Below are 18688 nucleotides of genomic sequence, written 5' to 3' on the forward strand. Positions count from 1 at the left end.
AAGTCGGAGTTGGCATTACCGTGTGCGGCCGGCCGGGACCAAACGGCGGAAGTACGGTGCCGCCGTCGAACGCCTTGGGCGTGTGACGTGGAATACTTCCGTACAGAAGTGCGCGGTCGCGAAGGCCGGCGGAAGTGCGGAAGGGCCGGTCAACATGCAGGAAACCGTCAATGAGGACCAGGAGGCGCGCCGCCAGGTGCTGTCCGCGGTAGCCCGGGAACGCGGGGCCGGCCTGCGCCCGGACCCGGAGTTTGAGCGGCGGCTGGACGAGCACTTCCCCACGCTCCGCAGCCTGTTCCACTCCCTTTACGGTGCCCGGACGGACTGGCTGGACCAGCTCACGGAACTGGTGCTCCAGTGTGCCCGGTCCTGGCAGGAACGTTCACCGGAGCTGAAAGCCCTGGACGCCGAAAGAGAAACGACTCCCAACTGGTTCCAGTCCAACCGGATGCTGGGCGGGGTCTGCTACGTGGACCGTTATGCCAACAGCTTGGAAGGAGTAAGGGAACGCATCCCGTACTTCAAGGAACTTGGCCTCACCTATCTGCACCTCATGCCGCTGTTCCTGGCGCCTGAGCCGCACTCGGACGGCGGCTACGCCGTCTCCAGCTACCGCGAGGTAAACCCCAGGCTCGGCACCATGAACCAGCTGCGCTCCCTTGCAGCCGAGCTGAAGGACAACGGGATCAGCCTGGTGGTGGACTTCATCTTCAACCACACCTCGGACGAGCACGACTGGGCCCGCAAAGCAGCGGCCGGCGATCCGGAGTACAGCGACTACTACTGGATCTTCCCTGACCGGACACTGCCGGATGCCTTCGAGGCGAACGTGCGTGAGATCTTTCCCGAGAACCATCCGGGGTCCTTCATCCAGATGGAGGACGGCCGCTGGGTGTGGGCCACGTTCCATACATACCAATGGGACCTGAACTACGCCAACCCGGAGGTCTTCCGGGCCATGGCGGCCGAAATGCTGTTCCTGGCCAACCAAGGCATAGACATCCTGCGCATGGACGCAGTGGCGTTCATCTGGAAGCAGCTGGGCACCCCCTGCGAAAACCTGCCGCAGGCGCACACACTGCTCCGGGCTTTCAACGCTGTCTGCCGGCTGGCGGCGCCGTCGCTGCTGTTCAAGTCCGAGGCGATCGTGCATCCGGATGAGGTTGCGCTCTACATCAGCCCAGCCGAATGCCAGCTTTCCTACAATCCCCTGCAGATGGCCCTCATCTGGGAATCGCTGGCCACGCGCGACGCCTCGCTCCTGGCGCAGGCCCTGGAACGCCGGCACAACATCCCGGAGGGCACGGCGTGGGTGAACTACGTGCGCAGCCATGACGACATCGGCTGGACCTTCGCCGACGAGGACGCAGAAGAACTGGGCATCAACGGCTTCGACCACCGCCGCTTCCTGAACTCCTTCTACGTCAACCGGTTCCCCGGCAGCTTCGCCCATGGCGTTCCGTTCCAGGACAACCCCAAGACGGGCGACTGCAGGATTTCAGGCACGACGGCGTCCCTGTGCGGCATGGAGGTGGACCCGGCTGAGGCGGTGGAACGGATCCTCCTGGCGCACTCGGTGCCGTTCAGCACGGGCGGCGTCCCGCTGCTGTACCTGGGCGACGAGGTGGGGCAGGTCAACGACTACGGCTACGCGTCCGAGCCAGGCCACGAGGAGGACAGCCGCTGGGTGCACCGGCCGCACTTCCCCGCGGAACAGTACGCGCGCCGAATGGATCCCGCCACCCCGGAAGGCGCCGTGTACGCGGGGCTGAAACGGATGATCGAGGTCCGGGCCAACACGCCCGAACTTGCCGGAACCACGCTGGTCGACTTCGCCACGAACAACCGCTCCGTCCTGGCCCTGGCGAACTTCAGCGACTCAGCCCAGACCCTGCCCGCCGCGACTTTTGGCGGGTTCTCTGCTGCCGCCGTCGACCTTCTCTCCGAAGCAGCCCTGCACCTGGACGACGGCGTCACACTCCTCCCCCGCCAGTACCTCTGGCTGCGCGTCACTCCCCTTCAACCCCCAACTAAGTAGCGCTAAGTGTCGTTTTGGGCCCCCAAAACGACACTTAGCGCTACTTAGTTGGGCCAGCGGGGGCGGAGCGTGAAACCATACGGATCATGGCCTCCAAGATTGCGTACCAGGGTGAGCCCGGCGCCAACTCCAATATCGCTTGTCAGCAGATGTCCCCGGACATGGAAAGCGTGCCGTGCGCCAGCTTTGAGGATGCCTTCGAGCTGGTGGCAAGCGGCGAGGCGGAGCTGGCCATGATCCCCATCGAGAATTCCATCGCCGGGCGCGTGGCGGACATCCACATCCTGCTGCCCCAGTCCAACCTGCAGATCGTCGGCGAGTACTTCCTGCCCATCCACTTCGACCTGCTGGGCATCCCGGGCAGCACCATCGAAGGCGCCACCGAGGTCCACAGCCACATCCATGCCCTGGGCCAGTGCCGGAAGCTGATCCGCGACCACGGACTCAAGCCGGTCATCGCGGGCGACACCGCGGGCTCCGCGCGGGAGGTGGCCGAGTGGAATGACCCCCGCAAGCTCTCCCTGGCTCCCCCGCTGGCGGCGCAGATTTATGGCCTGGAGGTCCTGGCCTCCCGCGTGGAGGACGATCCCTCCAACACCACCCGCTTCGTGGTCCTGGCCCGGGAAACGGCACTGCCGGCCCGGGACGAACTCCCCGGGCCGGCAGTCACCAGCTTTGTGTTCCGCGTCCGCAACGTTCCCTCGGCCCTCTATAAGGCGCTGGGCGGCTTCGCCACCAACGGCGTGAACATGACGCGGCTGGAAAGCTACATGGTGGGCAACGAGTTCGCCGCCACCATGTTCATGGCCGACGTCGAAGGCCACCCCGAGGACCTGCCGCTGAAGCTGGCCCTCGAGGAACTGGACTTCTTCACCACCGAGGTTCGGATCCTCGGCGTGTACCCGGCGGCGGACTACCGGGCGGCGGCTGCCACCGCCTGACGCGGCTTCGCGGGCGCAGCCTTGAGCAGGGGCGTGAAGAACGCGCCCAGCTCGGCTGTTGCAGCCAGCGGCAGGACATTGGCCACGTACTGGTCCGGACGGACCACCACGGCGACGCCGCTGCGGTCCAGACCGCGCAGCTCGAAGATGTCGGCCTTGGGATCGGTGGCGTACACCTTTTCGTAATCCGTCAGCTTGAACGGGCCCACCTGCGGCTTGAAGACAGCGGGAACGGCATTGATGTCGACGGCGGTGTGCGGCTGCTGGTAGATGACCTTCAGGTCGAACCACGCATCCAGGTCGGCGCCGGCGGGCGTGGCAGCGAGGGGAGATTCCGGCGAGGTGGCAAACCACTCGGCGAGCTTGTCCGTGGCCGAGTTGGTGCCGGGCAGCGCGGGGTCGGCGAAGACGTAGATCCGCCAGCGCCCGTCAGCCGTAGCGTGGTGGCCGAGGTGGAGGGGGTTGGTGTCCCCCACCCGGACCACGGGTGCCGATTTGAACCGCTTGCCCACCGGGAACCCGGTGGCGAGGTCCTGGTGGTCGGTGCCGCCAACTATCAGGGACGGCGTGTACTGGGTCATGAACCCGGCGGGAAATTCGGCGGTCTGCACGTAGAAGTCCTCAAGATCCGAGGGGTGCTCGAATTCCTCGGGCTTCTTGGCCATCATGGTTGACCATTCCTTGTCGAAGTCGATCAGGTTCTTGGCTACCACCTGCCGCTCCTCGGAGTAGGTGCTCAAGAGGCTTTCCGGGCTGCGGCCCTCCAGGACGTGGCCCAGCTTCCAGGCGATGTTGAAGCCGTCCTGCATGGACACGTTCATGCCTTGGCCTGCCTTGGCGCTGTGGGTGTGGCAGGCGTCGCCGGTGATGAACACGCGCGGGGTGCGGGTGCCACGGTCCGCCGGGAGGACGTCGTCGAACCGGTCCGTGAGGCGGTGGCCCACCTCGTAGACGCTGTGCCACGCAACGTTCCGCACGTCCAGGGTGTAGGGGTGCAGGATGGCGTTGGCCTTGGTGATGATCTCCTCGATGGAGGTGTCCCGGACCGAGTGGTGGCTGTTGGGATCGACTTCGCCCAGGTCCACGTACATCCGGAACAGGTGGCCGCCTTCGCGGGGAATGTGCAGGATGCTGCCCTTGGCGCCCTGGATGGCGCATTTGGTCCTGATGTCCGGGAAATCGGTGACGGCGAGAACGTCCATGACGCCCCAGGCGTGGTTGGCCTGGTCGCCTGCGAGCGTGCAGCCGATCGCCTGGCGCACCTTGCTGCGGGCGCCGTCGGAACCCACCACATACTTGGCCCGGACAATGCGCTCCTGGCCCTCGTTGGGTCCGGTGGTGTGGCGGAGCGTCACGGCCACGGGGTAGTCACCCTCACCGCTCACCGTGAGGCCCTCGAAGTCGTAGCCGTAATCGGGTTTCATGCGGGCCGGGGCGTTGGCCATGTATTCGGCGAAGTAGTCCAGCACGCGGGCCTGGTTGACAATCAGGTGCGGGAATTCGCTGATGCCCATCTCGTCATCAACGGCACGGGCGCTCCGGATGATGTTCGCGTGGTTGGCGGGATCTGGTTTCCAGAACGCCATCTCCGTGATCCGGTACGCCTCGGCAATGATCCGCTCCGCGAAGCCGAAGGCCTGGAACGTCTCCACGCTGCGCGCCTGGATGCCGTCGGCCTGGCCAATGGCCAGCCTGCCCGGACGGCGCTCGATGATGCGGGTGGTCACGTTGGGGAACATCGATAGCTGCGCGGCAGCGAGCATTCCGGCCGGGCCGGAGCCGACGATGAGCACGTCCACTTCGTCCGGGAGCTCTTCGGCGCGGTTAAGGCCGACGCCGGCGGCTGGCTGGACGCGCGGGTCACCGGATACGTATCCGTGGTGGTGGAACTGCACGGGCTTTCCTCACTTCGTTGTGGATGATTCTCGCAGTTGTGTTCCATATAAGAACAAGAGATTCGATAATCGAAAAGAATAAACCTGATTTCCACTGTACGCCGGATGTGATGCGGGCGACAAGTGGACCGGATAATGCGCAGGAATCGGCGAAAATCGGGGGGTTGACGAATGCGCGCAACGCGGGGATAGTCATCGTATACGATTTCGTACCTGATGAGGAGAAGGCTTTGGAGCAGGCCAACGGCGACACCTTGGCGGCAGCACGCAAGGTGATCGCAGTGCACATCAACTACCCCAGCCGGGCCGCCCAGCGCGGCCGTACCCCGGCCCAGCCGTCCTACTTCCTCAAGCCTTCCAGCTCACTGACCCTGGGCGGAAGCCCCGTGGAGCGGCCCGCCGGCTGCGAACTGCTCGGCTTCGAGGGCGAGATTGCCCTAGTGATCGGCAAGGCCGCCCGCCGCGTTTCGATCGAGGACGCCTGGAGCCACGTCGCAGCCGTCACCGCCAGCAACGATCTCGGCGTGTACGACCTCCGCTGGGCGGACAAGGGTTCCAACCTCCGGTCCAAGGGCGGCGACGGGTTCACCCCGGTGGGCCCGGCACTTATCCCGGCAGACGCCGTCGACCCTTCCAAACTGCGCATCCGCACCTGGCACAACGGGGATCTGGTCCAGGACGACACCACCGAAGACCTGCTCTTCCCGTTCGCGCGGCTCGTCGCGGACCTCTCCCAGCTCCTCACGCTCGAGGAGGGCGACATCATCCTCACCGGCACCCCGGCCGGCGCCTCGGTTGCGAAGCCGGGCGACTTGCTGGAAGTGGAAGTGGAGACGGTGGACGGCGGCCTGTCCACCGGGCGGCTGGCCACCACAGTGGAGGAAGGCACGACGGCGTTCGCGGACTTTGGCGCCCAGCCCAAGGTCGATGACCTGCAGCGGGAGGAAGCCTACGGTTCCCGTGAAGCAGCGGGCCTCGCCGCCGTCGAACCCGTCCTCACCCCGGAGCTGAAAGCCAAGTTGGAGTCGGTTGCCACCGCCACCCTGTCTTCGCAGCTGCGCAAGCGCGGCCTTAACAACGTCAGCATCGACGGGCTGCAGGCCACCCGCCCGGACCGCCGCGTGGTTGGCCTGGCCCGCACCCTCCGCTACGTCCCCAACCGCGAGGACCTGTTCAAAACGCACGGCGGCGGCTTCAACGCCCAGAAGAAGGCCATCGACTCCGTCAACGAGGGCGAAATCCTGGTGATGGAAGCCCGCGGTGAAAAGGGAACCGGCACGGTGGGCGACATTTTGGCCCTGCGGGCGCAGGTCCGCGGCGCCGCGGCCATCATCACCGACGGCGGCGTCCGCGACTATTCGGCCGTGGCCGGCCTGGAGATGCCCACCTACTTCGCCAACCCGCATCCCGCGGTACTGGGCCGCCGCCACATCCCGTGGGACACGGACATCACGATCGCGTGCGGCGGAGCCACCGTCCAGCCCGGCGACATCATCGTGGCCGATTCCGACGGCATCCTGGTGATCCCGCCGGCCATCGCCGAGGAACTGGTGGCGGACTGCATCCAGCAGGAGAAGGAAGAGACCTTCATCTTCGAGATGGTCAAGCAGGGCAACAGCGTTGACGGCCTCTACCCCATGAACTCCGAATGGCAGGCACGGTACAAGGAATGGGCGGGCAAGACCAATGACTGAAGCCACCATGGTTGCAGGCAGCAAGTCGGAGCAGGCCTACCGAGCCGTCAAGGCCCGGATCGTCGAAGGCACCTACACCCCCGGCTACCGCCTGGTCCTGGGCTCCATCGCCAAGGACCTGGGGTTCAGCGTGGTCCCGGTCCGCGAAGCCATCCGCCGGCTCGAAGCCGAAGGCCTGGTGACGTTCGAACGCAACGTGGGCGCCACCGTCGCCGGCATCGACCCCACCGAGTACCTCTACACCATGCAGACCCTCAGCATCGTGGAGGGCGCCGCCACAGCCATGTCCGCCCCGCTGATCGATCCCGCGGCCGTGGCCCGCGCCCGCGCCGTGAACGAAGAGATGCGCGAATGCCTGGAGCACTTCGATCCGGTCCGCTTCACCCAGCTCAACCAGCACTTCCACAGCGTCCTGTTCGAGCACTGCCCCAACCCGCACATCCTGGACCTGGTGCACCGCGGCTGGAACCGGCTGGCAGCGCTGCGGTCCTCCACGTTCCGCTTCGTCCCGGGCCGCGCCCGCGGCTCGGTGGAGGAACACGAGAACCTGCTGAAGCTCATCGAAACCGGAGCCGACGCAGAGCAGATCGAAAAAGCCGCCCGGCTCCACCGCACCGCGACGTTGGACGCCTACCTCGCCCAAACCAACTAGTACGCCAAGACCACTTGTACGGAAAGAACACAGTAAGGACTTCAACGATGACGACCTCAGTAGAAACCGCCAAGCACTACGTCCCTGAGGACCTGCCTGCCCACATCCAGCACTACATCAACGGCCAGTTCGTTGACTCCGTGGGCGGCAAGACCTTCGACGTCCTGGACCCGGTCTCCAACCGGAACTACGCCACCGCCGCGGCCGGGCAGAAGGAAGACATCGACCTGGCTGTCGCCGCCGCCCGGGAAGCGTTCGTGAATGGCCCCTGGCCCAAGATGAAGCCCCGCGAGCGTGCCCGCGTGCTGAATAGAATCGCCGACGCCGTCGAAGCGCAGGAAGGCCGGCTGGCCGAACTCGAAACTTTCGATACCGGCCTGCCGATCACGCAGGCCAAGGGCCAGGCCCTGCGCGCCGCCGAGAATTTCCGCTTCTTCGCGGACCTGACCGTGGCCCAGTTCGACGACGCCATGAAGGTTCCCGGCTCGCAGATCAATTACGTGAACCGCAAGCCGATCGGCGTCGCCGGGCTGATCACGCCGTGGAACACCCCGTTCATGCTGGAGTCCTGGAAGCTTGCCCCGGCGCTGGCCACCGGCAACACCATGGTCCTCAAGCCGGCCGAGTTCACCCCGCTTTCCGCGTCCCTGTGGGCCACGATCTTCAAGGACGCCGGCCTGCCCGACGGCGTGTTCAACCTGGTCAACGGCCTGGGCGAGGAAGCCGGCGACGCCCTCGTCAAGCACCCGGATGTCCCGCTGATCTCCTTCACCGGCGAGACCACCACGGGCCAGACGATCTTCCGCAACGCCGCCGCCAACCTCAAGGGCCTGTCCATGGAACTCGGCGGCAAGTCCCCCTGCGTCGTCTTCGCCGACGCAGACCTGGATGCCGCCATTGATTCCGCCTTGTTCGGCGTCTTCTCCCTCAACGGCGAGCGCTGCACCGCCGGCTCCCGCATCCTGGTTGAGCGCGCCATCTACGACGAGTTCTGCGAGAAGTACGCCACCCGGGCCAACAACATCGTGGTGGGCGATCCCCACGACCCCAAGACCCAGGTAGGCGCCCTGGTCCACCCCGAGCACTACGAGAAGGTGGCCTCCTACGTGGAGATCGGCAAGTCCGAGGGCCGGCTCCTTGCCGGCGGCGGACGCCCCGACCACCTGCCCGAAGGCAACTACATCGCACCCACGGTGTTTGCCGACGTCGCCCCTGACGCCCGGATCTTCCAGGAGGAGATCTTCGGACCCGTCGTGGCCATCACCCCCTTCGAGAACGACGACGAGGCCCTCGCCCTGGCGAACAACACCAAGTACGGCCTCGCCGCCTACATCTGGACCCAGAACCTCACCCGGGCCCACAACTTCTCGCAGAACGTCGAGGCCGGCATGGTGTGGCTGAACAGCCACAACGTCCGCGACCTGCGCACCCCTTTCGGCGGCGTCAAGGCCTCGGGCCTCGGCCATGAGGGCGGCTACCGCTCCATCGACTTCTACACCGACCAGCAGGCCGTGCACATCACGCTCGGCACGGTTCACACCCCCAAGTTCGGCGCCTAGCCCTTCCCCGCCCAACTGGGTCGCAATTGTTGTCGTTATGAGCCCCCAAAACGACACCTACTGCTACCTAGTTGGGTCCCATAAGACCCTTTCGAAGAAGAGAGACCATCATGACCAACTTCGTCCCCACTCCCACCGTCCCGGCCCCGGACATCGTCCGCTGCGCCTACATGGAAATCGTGGTCACCGACCTCGCCAGGTCCCGCGAGTTCTACGTGGACGTCCTCGGCCTGCACGTCACCGAAGAAGATGAGAACAACATCTACCTGCGCTCCCTGGAGGAGTTCATCCACCACAACCTGGTGCTGCGCAAGGGACCCATCGCCGCCGTCGCCGCGTTCGCCTACAGGGTGAAGTCCCCCGCCGAGGTGGACGCCGCCGAGGCCTACTACAAGGAACTCGGCTGCCGGGTGGAGCGCCGCAAGGAAGGCTTCACCAAAGGCATCGGGGACTCCGTCCGCGTGGAGGACCCGCTGGGCTTCCCCTACGAGTTCTTCTACGAGGTGGAGCACGTGGAGCGCCTCACCCAGCGCTACGACCTCTACTCCGCCGGAGAACTGGTCCGCCTGGACCACTTCAACCAGGTCACCCCGGACGTCCCCAAGGGCCGCAAGTACCTGGAGGACCTGGGCTTCCGCGTCTCCGAGGACATCAAGGATGCCGACGGCGTCACGTACGCCGCGTGGATGCACCGCAAGCAGACCGTCCACGACACGGCCCTGACAGGCGGCAACGGCCCGCGCATGCACCACGTCGCGTTCGCCACGCACGAGAAGCACAACATCATCCAGATCTGCGACAAGATGGGCGCCCTGCGCATCAGCGACCGGATCGAACGCGGCCCCGGCCGGCACGGCGTGTCCAACGCGTTCTACCTCTACATCCTGGACCCGGACGGCCACCGCATCGAGATCTACACCCAGGACTACTACACCGGCGACCCTGACAACCCCACCATCACCTGGGACGTCCACGACAACCAGCGCCGCGACTGGTGGGGCAACCCCGTCGTGCCCTCCTGGTACACCGAGGCCTCCCTGGTCCTGGACCTGGACGGCAACCCGCAGCCGGTGATCGTCCGCGAGGAAAAGTCCGAAATGGCCGTGACTGTCGGAGCGGACGGCTTCTCCTACACCCGCAAGGACGGGTCCCCGGAAGGCGACCGGACCGGGTTCAAGCTGGGAGCCCAGGTCTAGCCATGCTGGAGCCAAAGACGATCGAGGCCATCGCCGACGAGCTGGTGGAGGCCGGACGGACGCGCACCCCTGTCCCCCGCCTGACGGCCCGTTATCCGGAGATGACGGTGGAGGACTCCTACGCCGTGCAGCAGCTCTGGCGGCGCCGGAACGAGGACGCCGGCCGGACCCTGGTGGGGCGCAAGATTGGCCTCACGTCCAAGGCCATGCAGGCTGCCACCGGCATCACCGAACCGGACTACGGCGCCATCTTCGACGACATGGTCCTGGACACGGGCTGCTCCGTGGAGTGGGACCGGTACACGCATCCGCGGGTGGAGGTTGAGCTGGCGTTCGTGTTGAAGGACGGACTCAAGGGCCCCGGTGTGGCCATCTTCGACGTCCTGAAGGCCACAGACTACGTGGTACCGGCCCTGGAGATCCTGGATTCAAGGATCGAGATGGAGGGCCGGACCATCGTGGACACCATCTCGGACAACGCCGCCATGGGCGCCATGGTGATTGGCGGCAACCCGGTCAAGCCTGACGCCGTGGACCTGCGCTGGGTCTCCGCCATCCTCTACAAGAACCAGACCGTGGAGGAAACCGGAGTGGCCGCCGGCGTCCTGGACCACCCCGCCAACGGAGTCCACTGGCTGGCAAACAAGATCGCCGCCCACGGTGACGCGCTGAAGGCCGGGGACATCATCCTCGCCGGCTCCTTCACCCGTCCCATGTGGGTCTACAAGGGCGACACCGTCCACGCCGACTACGGCCCCCTGGGGAGTGTCACATGCCGCTTCGAATAACAGACACCTTCCGCGACGCACTGGCCGCGGAAAAGAACCGCGGTGAGGCTGGCCGGCCGCTGGCCGGGATGTGGGTGTGCTCGGGCAGCCCGCTGGTCGCGGAACTCTGCGCCGGGGCCGGCCTGGACTGGATCCTGGTGGATGCCGAGCACAGCCCCAACGGCCTTGAGTCCATCCTCGCGCAGCTCCAGGCCATCCACGGCTACCCCGTGCACACCGTGGTCCGGCCGCCGGTGAACGACACGGTGGTGATCAAGCAGTACCTGGACCTCGGCGTGCAGAACCTGCTGATCCCCATGGTCAACTCGGTTGCCGAGGCGGAAGCTGCCGTGGCTGCCACCCGCTATCCGCCACAGGGCGTCCGCGGCGTGGGGTCTGCTTTGGCGAGGGCGGCCCGCTGGAACCGGGTCCCCGACTACCTGGCCCGCGCCAACGACACCATCAGCGTCACCGTCCAGATCGAATCAACCGCCGCGGTGGAGGCCGTGGAAGACATCCTCAAGGTGGACGGTGTCGATGCCGTCTTCGTCGGGCCGTCGGACCTCGCCGCGTCCATGGGCCTGCTGGGACAGCAGGAACACCCCGAGGTGCGCGCCGCCGTCGAGCACTGCCTCGCAGCCGCCAGGGCGGCCGGCAAGCCCGCGGGCGTGAACGCCTTCAACCCCCACACCGCCCGGCACTACCTCGACCACGGGGCCGACTTCATCCTGGTGGGCGCCGACGTCGCCATCCTGGCCCGTGGTTCCGAAGCCCTCGCGGCGAAGTTCGTGAAGCCAACCGACGGCGACACCCGGCCCAGCTACTGACCGCCGTCGCCCCGGTCCTGGGGCTACTAACCCAGGGCCGGAGCGGTGGACGTCCGGCCGGCGAACTGCCGTCGGGCCCACCGGGCGAGCTTCTTGCCCTTGCCCTTCCACCAGTTGTCCTCGTCCTTGTTGTAGTGGAAGCGGAAAATGATGGCCACCAGAACGAACATGCCCATCACCACGTCCACCCAGGACGACACCACCAGGGCGATAAAGACGGTCATCGCATTGGCCATGATCGACGGGATGGCCAGGGTCCGGAACACGGTGTTGGCCACGTAGCGCCGTTGCGACCTCGGGACGGACAACTCCCGGACCATGTCGAAGCAGACACAGACCACCACAATGGTCTGGCCGAGGGCCAACAAAATCTGGCCCGGCATTGAGCTGCTGAAGGCAGCCACTGATTCCATTCCCGGGCTCACGGCCGGGCCTTGCTGTTGAGACTTTTGCTGAGAACACCAAACACGGAAAACCCCCAGAACTTGTGGATCCGCCGCCGCTGATCCGGCGATGGTTCCATTCAAGGTTCAGGGGGCCGTTGGGTCACGAGTAGTGGGTACTCTAATTTGGCGGACCGGTGGAAAAGAGTACCTATTTCCCGATCGCCCGCGGCCGCCACAGCACCATGGCCTGCGACCGGGGCCTGGGCCGCTGACCGCGGGCCAGGCTCACCACGTCGCCCGCTGCGCCGGCGGCGAAGATGCGGGAGTCAACGGCACGCGGCCGCCGCCCCAGTTCCTCGGTGAGTTCGGAGATCCTGCTTTGGAGGGCGGCCACCTGGTTTTCGAGTTCCAGGATGCGCTTGATCCCCTCCAGCGACACGCCTTCCTGTGAAAGGCGCTGCACCTCACGCAGCATGTTCACGTCACGCTGCGAGTAGCGCCGGGACTTCCCGGGGGCCCGGCTGGGCTTGACGATGCCGAGCCTGTCGTACTGCCGCAGGGTCTGCGGGTGCATATCCGCCAGCTCCGCCGCCACGGAAATCACGAAGATCGGCTGGTCAGCACTGATGTCCACGGCTCACCTCCGCTCCTAGAGCCGGGCCTTGGCTGCCAGGCCCTCGCGGACGTCCGCCGACGACGTGGCCTCGGCGAACGCCTTGACCGCAGCTTCGGCGTCCTTGTTGAGATTTTTGGGAACCGCGACGTCGATGGTCACCAGCAGGTCTCCGGTCACCTTGGACGTTTTCACGCCTTTGCCCTTGACCCGCAGGGTACGGCCCGACGGCGTGCCCGCCGGAACACGGACCTTCACCTTGTCGCCGTCGATGGTGGGAACTTCGATGTCCGCTCCCAAAGCAGCCTCCGGGAAGGTGACGGGGACGTGCATGCGGAGGTTGTCGCCGTCGCGCGTGTAGAACGCGTGGGGCTGGACGGCTACGGATACCACCAGGTCGCCGTTGCCGGCTGCACCAGGCTGGCCTTTGCCGCGCACCCTGACCTTCTGGCCGTCCTTGATGCCTGCCGGAACCCGGACATCGATCACCTCGCCGCTGGGCTCGCGCAGACCAATAGTGGTGCCACGGATGGAACCGGCGAAGGAAATACTGGTGGAAGCGGTACGGTCGGCGCCCTTCTGCGGGGTGCGCTGGTACCCGGGCGCGCCACCGAAGCCGCCAAAAAGATCTGCGAACTCGGGCGGGATACCGCCTGCGGACGGGTTGAACCCGCCGGAGTGGCGCCCGGTATTGCCGGTGAACAGGCCGCCGAACATGTCCTCGAACCCGCCGTTGGGGGCACCGGCGCCGCCGGGGGCAAAGCGGGCCCCGCTGCCCATGGCCCGGATGGCGTCATACTGCTGGCGCTCATCGGTATCCGAGAGCACCGAATAAGCCTCTGAGATGTCCTTGAACTTCTTCTCGGAAGCAGCGTTCCCCGCGTTGGTGTCAGGGTGGTGCTGCCGCGCAAGCTTCCGATAGGCCTTCTTGATATCGGCGTCGGAAGCGTCCTTGGCAACACCTAGGATCTTGTAAAAGTCCTTGTCCACCCAATCCTGGCTAGCCAATGGCGTTTCCTTTCAAGAATCTGTGCCGAGATGACAGTTCGCGCCAATGTTCTGTCGAATCACTGCCGCGAACTGTCATCTCGATGAAGGTAATGCTACGCAGGGACGGCGACGATGACCTGGGCTGCGCGGAGGACGCGTTCTCCTGATTTGTACCCCGAGCGGAGGACCTGGCTGACGGTGTCAACCTCGATGTCCCCGCCGGGCTGCTGGATCAGGGCTTCGTGGATCGTGGGATCGAACTCCACGCCGGTCTCGTTAATCCGGACCAGGCCATAGGTCTTCAGCGCGTTCTCCAGTTTGGTGGCGATCGCGGCGAAGGGACCATCGGTGAGGTCGCCGTGCTGCCGGGCGGCGTCGACGTCGTCCAGGACCGGGAGCAGGGAGTTCAGGACGCCGATGACGGCCATCTCCCCTGCCACGGCCCGGTCGCGTTCAACGCGCTTGCGGTAGTTGACGTACTCGGCCTGCAGGCGGAGCAGGTCATTGCGCAATTCGGCTGCCTCGGGGTTGCCGGCTGATCCTGCCGAAGCACCCTGGGCCACGGATTCCTCGGCCGGCACGTCCATGCCGTTGAGGATCTCCTCGGCCTGGGCCAGCGCGTCGCCGTCGGAATCCGCGGCTCCGGTCTGCGACCCGGCCCCGGTGGCGGACTGACCGCCCTCGGGGTGCCGGGCCTGCCCGGTCACCGGGTCAACTTTGCGGTTGTCCCGGATGACCGGCTCGCCGTTGCCCTGCTTGGCGTCATGGTTCGCGGATGAGTTGTGCTCTTCCTCGTTACCGTGGTGCGGCATGGCTACTTCTTCGCTTCGTCTTCGTCGATGATCTCGGCGTCAACGATGTCCTCGTCGGCCTTCCTGCCTGCCGAGGCTCCGGCGGCACCACCGGCACCGGCACCGGCAGCGCCTGCGCCGTCCGGCGAACCGGCCTGGGCGTAGATGGCTTCGCCGAGCTTGGTCTGGGAAGCCTGCAGCTTCTCGAACGCGGACTTCACGGCGGCGTCGTCGGTGCCTTCGAGGGCCTTCTTGAGGCTGTCGACGTCGGCCTGGACCTCGGTCTTGACCTCTTCGGGCAGCTTGTCCGCGTTGTCCGCGATCAGCTTGTCCACGGAGTAGGCGAGCTGTTCGGCGGTGTTGCGGGTGTCTGTGGCCTCGCGGCGGGCCTTGTCCTCTGCAGCGTGCTCCTCGGCGTCCTTGACCATGCGGTCAATGTCTTCCTTGGACAGGCTGGAGCCACCGGTGATGGTCATGGACTGTTCCTTGCCCGTGCCCTTATCCTTCGCGGAGACGTGGACGATGCCGTTGGCGTCGATGTCGAAGGTGACCTCAACCTGGGGGACGCCGCGGGGGGCCGGGGCGATGCCGGTCAGCTCGAACGTGCCCAGCGGTTTGTTGTCACGGGTGAACTCGCGCTCGCCCTGGAAGACCTGGATGGCCACCGACGGCTGGTTGTCGTCCGCTGTGGTGAAGGTCTCGGACCGCTTGGTGGGGATGGCGGTGTTGCGCTCGATCAGGTGCGTCATCACGCCACCCTTGGTCTCGATGCCGAGGGACAACGGGGTGACGTCGATCAGCAGGACGTCCTTGCGCTCACCCTTCAGCACACCGGCCTGCAGGGCTGCGCCGACGGCCACAACCTCGTCCGGGTTGACACCCTTGTTGGGCTCCTTGCCGCCAGCCAGTTCCTTCACCAGTTCGGAGACTGCGGGCATACGGGTTGAGCCGCCCACCAGCACGATGTGGTTGATGTCGGAGAGCTTGATGCCGGCTTCCTTGATGACGTCGTGGAACGGCTTCTTGGTGCGCTCGAGCAGGTCCTTGGTGAGGTCCTGGAACTTGGCGCGGGTCAGCTGCTCGTCCAGGTGGACCGGGCCGTCGGGGGTGACGGACAGGTACTGGAGCGAGACGTTGGTGCTGGAAGAGGAGGACAGTTCCTTCTTGGCCTGCTCAGCTGCTTCGCGGAGGCGCTGCAGGGCGATCTTGTCCTTGGAGAGGTCGATGCCCTTGACCTTGAGCTGGTTCAGCAGGTAGTCAACGACGCGCTGGTCCCAGTCGTCGCCGCCCAGGCGGTTGTCACCGGCGGTGGCGCGGACCTGGATGGTGGAGAAGTTGTCTTCGTCCTTGCCGACTTCCAGCAGGGAGACGTCGAAGGTACCGCCACCGAGGTCGAAGACCAGGATGAGTTCGTCTTCCTTGCCCTTGTCCAGGCCGTAGGCCAGTGCTGCTGCGGTGGGCTCGTTGACGATGCGCAGGACGTTCAGGCCTGCGATTTCGCCGGCTTCCTTGGTGGCCTGGCGTTCGGCGTCGTTGAAGTAGGCGGGGACGGTGATGACGGCGTCGGTGACCTTCTCACCCAGGTAGGACTCGGCGTCGTTCTTAAGCTTCATGAGGATACGCGCCGAAATTTCCTGCGGGGTGTACTTCTTCTCGTCGATGGCGACGGTCCAGTCGGTGCCCATGTGGCGCTTGACCGACGCGATGGTGCGGTCGATGTTGTTGACGGCCTGGCGCTTGGCGATTTCGCCCACCAGGACTTCGCCGGACTTGGAGAACGCAACGACCGACGGCGTGGTGCGGCCACCCTCGGCGTTGGCAATAACGGTGGGCTCGCCACCTTCGAGAACGGAGACGACGGAGTTGGTGGTTCCGAGGTCGATACCTACTGCACGTGACATGTGTTGCTTCCTTCTTTCCTTGGAAACTGGCTGGCGCCCTAAGCATTGAGCGTTCTGCACTCAACTTTACTCAGGGCGCCAGCGATGTCAATCCAAAGTTGAGTGCAGTCCGCTCAACTTTGGCCGTTACGTCGGGTTCGTATGTCAATCTTCCTTGGAATTCCGGGGCTGCGGTCGCAGGATTACGACGGCGGCGCGCCATTTCGCTTTGGGAGAACGGTGCCGCCGGGCTGCTTACCGCTCCGGATTCCGGTCGCCGTGGAGTGGACCCCGCTCTTCGTCAGTGGCCTGTACCTGGCCGCCGGTGAGTCCTTCACGGATGCCGTGCTCGGTCCGGGCCTCACCCGTGGCGCCCGCATCGCCGTAATCGCCTTCCTCATATTCGCCGTCCAGCTCCCCGCGTTCGGGTTCATTGATGGTGCCGGCGTCGCCGTAGTCCCCATCCACGTACTGCCCGCCTTCGCCCTCCGGCCCGGGCGCGCTGCTGCCCTTGCGGGGCTCCTCGGCTGCAAGTTCAGGATTCTCAGTCATGTGCATCTCTCCTTCGAGGCTCCGCGTCCATGCGGGCGCACTGGCAGTCTACCGACGGGCCGGACGCACCAACAGGGCCTCGGCAGCCTTCATCCGGAGGACTGCACCGCAAGCCCTGCGACGCCCGCCAGAACCGCAAGATGATGATCGAAAAGCTCGGCGGGAGCCTTGAACGTGTCCGGCCCGTACTGGTTGAACACCTCAAAACTGACTGCGCCGAAGAGGGAACTCCACGCCAGGACCCCCCGCGCCACCAGTTCCTCCGGGACGGCCAGCGCGAACTCCTCGCGGATGGCCGCCAGATCGGCACCCAGGGCGGGCGGCAGCCGCGGGGACCCGGCCGGGACAGCCAGATGGCCGCCCCGGGAGGCGGCGTCCAGGATGCCAATGAGGCTGACGATAACGCGCGTCCCCGGACCCGTTGTACGTTCCGCCGGCGCGTTGTAGCCAGGAACTGGGCTGCCGAACAAAAGCGCGTAGCTGGCAGGCTCGCGCAGTGCCCATGCCCTGACCGCCCTGCCCAAAGCCAGGAAACGGGCCCCGTGATCACCGTCCGGCACTCCCGCAACGGCGGCGTCCACCTCGTCCCCGAGTTCACCGAATGCGTCTATCAGCAACAGCGTCAGCAGCTCATCCCTGCTCTCCACGTAGCGGTAGACGGCGGAGGACACCACCCCCAGGTCCCTTGCCACTGCGCGCAGGGAGAGCGCGGCCGCACCGTGGGTTGCAAGGTGCTGCCGGCCCAGGCGCACAATGTCCGCCACTGTTTGCGTCCTTGCGCGCTGGCGGGGGGTGAGGGGGCGGGAAGCATCAGCGTGTGTGGTGTCGGGTGTTGCATCGGCTTCAGTCACGGGTCCAGCATGCCACAAGTGAGAGCGGCAGCAACAAAAGAGAGCACTGCTCTTGACTTTAACCCGGAGGCATTCCATGCTGTTTACGAGAGCAGCGCTCTCTACGTGCGGATAAGGAGGCGGAAGTGGCAGATACGTATGTGGTGACCGGAGCGGGACCGGTGGGTTGGACGGTAGCTGAACAGCTCGCGGACCAGGGGCGGAAGGTGCGTGTGGTAACGCGTTCGGGCAGCGGACCGGAGCACCCACTCGTCGAGCGGATCAGGGGGGACGCGAAGGACCGGGCAACCCTGGGGACTGCCTTTGCAGGAGCCAAAGCGGTCTTCCACTGCATCCACGGCTCCGCGTACACGGCCTCGGCATGGCAGGCGGAATTGCCTGCCGCCGAGCGGGCGGTACTCAGCGCCGCCCAGGAGGCCGGCGCCGTCGTCGTATTTCCCGAAAGCCTCTACTCCTACAGCGAGCCGGACAACGTCATGACGGAGGGAAGCCCGCGGCAGGCCACCGGCGGCAAGCGCGGTGTCCGGACGGAGCTGCTTCTGGCCCGCGGTGCCGCAGCCACTCCCACAGTGAGCGTGGCGGCCGGAGATTTTTTCGGGCCCCGTGTCCGGATGGCGCACGGCGGCGAACGCATGGTGGTGCCGATCCTGGCGGGAAAGAACGTGAGCGTGATGGGGAGCTCCCGCCAGCCGCACTCGTTTACCTACGTCCCTGACCTGGCCAAGGCAATGGTCGCGGCAGCTGACCGGCCGGCCGTCTGGAATGCCGTCTGGCATGCGCCCACCGGTCCGGCGCTGACCCAGCGGCAACTTGCCAATGCCTTCGCCGCAGCGGCGGGGCGCCCTGCCCCGAAAGTGCGCACCCTCCCTGGCTGGACGCTCCGGGCGGCAGGGCTGTTCTCAACCGACGCCCGCGAGTTGCTGGAAACCCTTTACCAGTTTGAGCGGCCGTTCATCATGGACTCGGCCGCATCCCAGGCGGCCCTGGGGGTCAGCCCCACTCCGCTCGAAACGGCTGTTGCCGCCACCGTGGACTGGTGGCGGCAACAGGCTTAGT

The 18688-nt window shown here is 65.9% G+C and carries 17 protein-coding genes; 9 read left to right on the forward strand and 8 right to left on the reverse strand.

The genetic code is table 11. The features are described 5' to 3' along the window. Nucleotides 1–154 precede the first annotated feature (154 nt). Nucleotides 155–2038: an alpha-amylase family protein gene (locus IEW19_RS12865; protein ID WP_188572054.1), complete on the forward strand. Its 1884-nt coding sequence runs from the start codon at nucleotides 155–157 to the stop codon at nucleotides 2036–2038. 86 nt (nucleotides 2039–2124) lie between these two features. Continuing rightward, on the forward strand, nucleotides 2125–2979 hold the full coding sequence (locus IEW19_RS12870) for a prephenate dehydratase (RefSeq protein ID WP_188572024.1): 855 nt from the start codon (nucleotides 2125–2127) through the stop codon (nucleotides 2977–2979). On the opposite strand, the gene IEW19_RS12875 is transcribed toward IEW19_RS12870, so the two are convergent. Continuing rightward, nucleotides 2952–4874, reverse strand: coding sequence for an FAD-binding monooxygenase (locus tag IEW19_RS12875; RefSeq protein ID WP_188572025.1), 1923 nt, complete (start codon nucleotides 4872–4874; stop codon nucleotides 2952–2954). The genes IEW19_RS12870 and IEW19_RS12875 overlap by 28 nt on opposite strands. 230 nt (nucleotides 4875–5104) lie before the next feature. Between IEW19_RS12875 and IEW19_RS12880 the strand changes: the two genes are divergently transcribed. The 6 genes from IEW19_RS12880 (at nucleotide 5105) to IEW19_RS12905 (ending at nucleotide 11569) form a co-directional block, all read left to right on the forward strand. Then, nucleotides 5105–6568 (forward strand): fumarylacetoacetate hydrolase family protein, encoded by a 1464-nt coding sequence (locus IEW19_RS12880; RefSeq protein ID WP_188572055.1) that lies wholly within the window; start codon nucleotides 5105–5107, stop codon nucleotides 6566–6568. After that, the gene (locus tag IEW19_RS12885) at nucleotides 6561–7220 is read left to right on the forward strand and encodes a GntR family transcriptional regulator (RefSeq protein WP_188572026.1); all 660 of its coding nucleotides are present in this window, start codon (nucleotides 6561–6563) and stop codon (nucleotides 7218–7220) included. The genes IEW19_RS12880 and IEW19_RS12885 overlap by 8 nt, the downstream gene beginning before the upstream one ends. 47 nt (nucleotides 7221–7267) lie before the next feature. After that, the gene (gene hpaE, locus IEW19_RS12890; RefSeq protein ID WP_188572027.1) at nucleotides 7268–8779 is read left to right on the forward strand and encodes a 5-carboxymethyl-2-hydroxymuconate semialdehyde dehydrogenase; all 1512 of its coding nucleotides are present in this window, start codon (nucleotides 7268–7270) and stop codon (nucleotides 8777–8779) included. Between the two features lie 110 nt (nucleotides 8780–8889). After that, the gene (gene hpaD / locus IEW19_RS12895) at nucleotides 8890–9975 is read left to right on the forward strand and encodes a 3,4-dihydroxyphenylacetate 2,3-dioxygenase (RefSeq protein ID WP_188572028.1); all 1086 of its coding nucleotides are present in this window, start codon (nucleotides 8890–8892) and stop codon (nucleotides 9973–9975) included. Nucleotides 9976–9977: 2 nt separating this feature from the next. Further along, nucleotides 9978–10763, forward strand: coding sequence for a 2-oxo-hept-4-ene-1,7-dioate hydratase (gene hpaH / locus IEW19_RS12900; RefSeq protein ID WP_188572029.1), 786 nt, complete (start codon nucleotides 9978–9980; stop codon nucleotides 10761–10763). Then, entirely contained in the window at nucleotides 10748–11569 is an 822-nt protein-coding gene (locus IEW19_RS12905) for an HpcH/HpaI aldolase family protein (RefSeq protein ID WP_188572030.1), read from the forward strand. The genes hpaH and IEW19_RS12905 overlap by 16 nt, the downstream gene beginning before the upstream one ends. A 26-nt stretch (nucleotides 11570–11595) precedes the next feature. On the opposite strand, the gene IEW19_RS12910 is transcribed toward IEW19_RS12905, so the two are convergent. The 7 genes from IEW19_RS12910 to IEW19_RS12940 all read right to left on the reverse strand — a co-directional run bounded on the left by IEW19_RS12910 (nucleotide 11596) and on the right by IEW19_RS12940 (nucleotide 17632). Beyond that, entirely contained in the window at nucleotides 11596–11982 is a 387-nt protein-coding gene (locus tag IEW19_RS12910) for a hypothetical protein (RefSeq protein ID WP_188572056.1), read from the reverse strand. A gap of 181 nt (nucleotides 11983–12163) precedes the next feature. Next, nucleotides 12164–12589, reverse strand: coding sequence for a heat shock protein transcriptional repressor HspR (locus tag IEW19_RS12915; RefSeq protein ID WP_188572031.1), 426 nt, complete (start codon nucleotides 12587–12589; stop codon nucleotides 12164–12166). A gap of 15 nt (nucleotides 12590–12604) precedes the next feature. Continuing rightward, complete coding sequence (locus IEW19_RS12920; RefSeq protein ID WP_188572032.1) at nucleotides 12605–13576, reverse strand: DnaJ C-terminal domain-containing protein; 972 nt, start codon at nucleotides 13574–13576, stop codon at nucleotides 12605–12607. 95 nt (nucleotides 13577–13671) lie between these two features. Further along, nucleotides 13672–14370, reverse strand: coding sequence for a nucleotide exchange factor GrpE (locus IEW19_RS12925; protein ID WP_188572033.1), 699 nt, complete (start codon nucleotides 14368–14370; stop codon nucleotides 13672–13674). Nucleotides 14371–14372: 2 nt separating this feature from the next. Then, nucleotides 14373–16250, reverse strand: coding sequence for a molecular chaperone DnaK (gene dnaK, locus IEW19_RS12930; RefSeq protein WP_188572034.1), 1878 nt, complete (start codon nucleotides 16248–16250; stop codon nucleotides 14373–14375). Between the two features lie 234 nt (nucleotides 16251–16484). Beyond that, nucleotides 16485–16781, reverse strand: a complete 297-nt coding sequence (locus tag IEW19_RS12935) for a hypothetical protein (protein ID WP_188572035.1) — start codon at nucleotides 16779–16781, stop codon at nucleotides 16485–16487. An 89-nt stretch (nucleotides 16782–16870) separates the two neighbouring features. Further along, nucleotides 16871–17632: a TetR/AcrR family transcriptional regulator gene (locus IEW19_RS12940; RefSeq protein ID WP_229748460.1), complete on the reverse strand. Its 762-nt coding sequence runs from the start codon at nucleotides 17630–17632 to the stop codon at nucleotides 16871–16873. Nucleotides 17633–17757: 125 nt separating this feature from the next. On the opposite strand from IEW19_RS12940, the gene IEW19_RS12945 reads away from it, so the two are divergent. Then, nucleotides 17758–18687 carry an NAD-dependent epimerase/dehydratase family protein gene (locus IEW19_RS12945; RefSeq protein WP_188572037.1) on the forward strand — a complete coding sequence of 310 codons (930 nt, stop codon included), beginning with the start codon at nucleotides 17758–17760 and terminating at the stop codon, nucleotides 18685–18687. Nucleotide 18688: the final 1 nt, after the last annotated feature.

The sequence above is a fragment of the Arthrobacter liuii genome, from assembly GCF_014639275.1.
In the GTDB taxonomy this organism is placed as follows: domain Bacteria; phylum Actinomycetota; class Actinomycetes; order Actinomycetales; family Micrococcaceae; genus Arthrobacter; species Arthrobacter liuii.

What these genes read in the sequence shown, in the direction of transcription:
- IEW19_RS12865 (WP_188572054.1), top strand. Translation starts at nt 155, where the DNA reads ATGCAGGAAACCGTCAATGAGGACCAGGAGGCGCGCCGCCAGGTGCTG.
- IEW19_RS12870 (WP_188572024.1), top strand. Translation starts at nt 2,125, where the DNA reads ATGGCCTCCAAGATTGCGTACCAGGGTGAGCCCGGCGCCAACTCCAAT.
- IEW19_RS12885 (WP_188572026.1), top strand. Translation starts at nt 6,561, where the DNA reads ATGACTGAAGCCACCATGGTTGCAGGCAGCAAGTCGGAGCAGGCCTAC.
- hpaE (WP_188572027.1), top strand. Translation starts at nt 7,268, where the DNA reads ATGACGACCTCAGTAGAAACCGCCAAGCACTACGTCCCTGAGGACCTG.
- hpaD (WP_188572028.1), top strand. Translation starts at nt 8,890, where the DNA reads ATGACCAACTTCGTCCCCACTCCCACCGTCCCGGCCCCGGACATCGTC.
- hpaH (WP_188572029.1), top strand. Translation starts at nt 9,978, where the DNA reads ATGCTGGAGCCAAAGACGATCGAGGCCATCGCCGACGAGCTGGTGGAG.
- IEW19_RS12905 (WP_188572030.1), top strand. Translation starts at nt 10,748, where the DNA reads ATGCCGCTTCGAATAACAGACACCTTCCGCGACGCACTGGCCGCGGAA.
- IEW19_RS12910 (WP_188572056.1), bottom strand. Translation starts at nt 11,982, where the DNA reads ATGGAATCAGTGGCTGCCTTCAGCAGCTCAATGCCGGGCCAGATTTTG.
- IEW19_RS12925 (WP_188572033.1), bottom strand. Translation starts at nt 14,370, where the DNA reads ATGCCGCACCACGGTAACGAGGAAGAGCACAACTCATCCGCGAACCAT.
- dnaK (WP_188572034.1), bottom strand. Translation starts at nt 16,250, where the DNA reads ATGTCACGTGCAGTAGGTATCGACCTCGGAACCACCAACTCCGTCGTC.
- IEW19_RS12935 (WP_188572035.1), bottom strand. Translation starts at nt 16,781, where the DNA reads ATGACTGAGAATCCTGAACTTGCAGCCGAGGAGCCCCGCAAGGGCAGC.